This is a genomic window from Streptomyces sp. 13-12-16, from assembly GCF_002114215.1.
Taxonomy (GTDB): Bacteria; Actinomycetota; Actinomycetes; order Streptomycetales; family Streptomycetaceae; genus Streptomyces.
Genome location: NZ_NCTE01001108.1, coordinates 1 through 1,438 on the forward strand (window position 1 = coordinate 1; position 1,438 = coordinate 1,438).

Annotated in this window: 1 pseudogene; it reads left to right on the plus strand. The window is 74.1% G+C overall.

The features are described from left to right. Positions 1-231: 231 nt before the first annotated feature. A pseudogene (locus tag B7767_RS35970) lies at positions 232-1,329 on the plus strand (globin domain-containing protein); the annotation flags it as partial. Positions 1,330-1,438 lie beyond the last annotated feature (109 nt).

Sequence of the window (1,438 nt, forward strand, 5' to 3'; positions counted from 1 at the left end):
CGGGGACCACGGGCGGGCGGGCGGCCCGCCGCGCCGGACGGGCCGGTCGGCCCTGTCCCCCGGCCGTCCTCCGGGGCCGGAGGTCCCCTTCCGGCGGGACGACGGTCCCGCGTTGCCCCCAGCGGCCCCGTTACCCGCGGAAACAGGCGTGTCGGGTTGCTATACAGGTGCTGCCGCCGGTCCGGATCCGCGGTCCAACCCGCTTCCCCCGTCCCGCCTTTGGGAGACTTCATGCTGTCCGAAGAGTCCGCCGCAGTACTGCGGGCCACCCTGCCCGCCGTGGCCGGGGCCCTCGACGAGATCACCACGCGTTTCTACGGCTCGATGTTCCGTGACCGGCCCGAGCTGCTGGACGGCCTGTTCAACCGGGGCAACCAGGCCAGCGGCGCCCAGCGCCGGGCGCTCGCCGGGTCCATAGCCGGTTTCGCCCAGGCGCTGCTCGCCGACCCGGACACCCGCCCGGACGCCCTGCTGTCCCGGATCGCCCACAAGCACGTGGCGGTCGGGATCACCGACGACCAGTACACGATCGTGCACAAGTACCTGTTCGGCGCGATCGCCGAGGTGCTGGGCGACGCGGTGACGCCCGAGGTCGCCGCCGCCTGGGACGAGGTGTACTGGCTGATGGCCGGCGCCCTCATCGCGCAGGAGGCGCGCCTGTACCACGACGCCGGTGTCGAACCGGGCGACATCTGGCGCCCGTGGACGGTGGTGGAGCGCCACGAGGAGACGGACGACGTGGTGTCGTTCCTGCTGCGCCCCGCCGACGGCGAGCCCGCCCCGCCGGCCCGCGCGGGCCAGTACGTCAGCGTGAAGGTGCTCATGCCCGACGGGGTGCACCAGCTCCGCCAGTACAGCCTGTCCTCGGACCCCGGGGACGATCTGCGCCGCATCACCGTCAAGCGGGTCGCCGGAGCGGACGGCGCACCGGACGGCGAGGTCTCCGGCCTGCTGCACGAACGGACCGGCACCGGGGACGAGCTCATGCTGTCCGTGCCCGCCGGTGACGTGGCGCTCGACGAGGCCGACACCCCGCTGGTCCTGGTCTCGGCCGGCATCGGCTGCACCCCGATGCTGGGCATGCTCGCCCGGCTGGCCGCCACCGGCTCGACCCGGCGGGTGCTGGTCCTGCACGCCGACGGCTCGCCCGCCGAGCACGCGCTGCGCGTCGAGACCCGCGAGATCGTGAACGCGCTGCTCGACGCGGAGGCGGTCTTCTGGTACGAGCGTCCCGGCCCGGAGGAGCGCGACGCCCGCAGCGGCCTGATGGACCTCGCGGGGATCGACGTCCCGGCGGACGCGACGGTGTACCTGTGCGGCCCGCTGCCGGATCAGACCTCGAGCTCGGACTCGATCCGGCGCAGCTGGTGCCGCGCCATGGCCAGGTTGGCCCGGCTGCCGTCGAGCACCAGGTACAGGAAGAGGCCGTTCCCGCCGC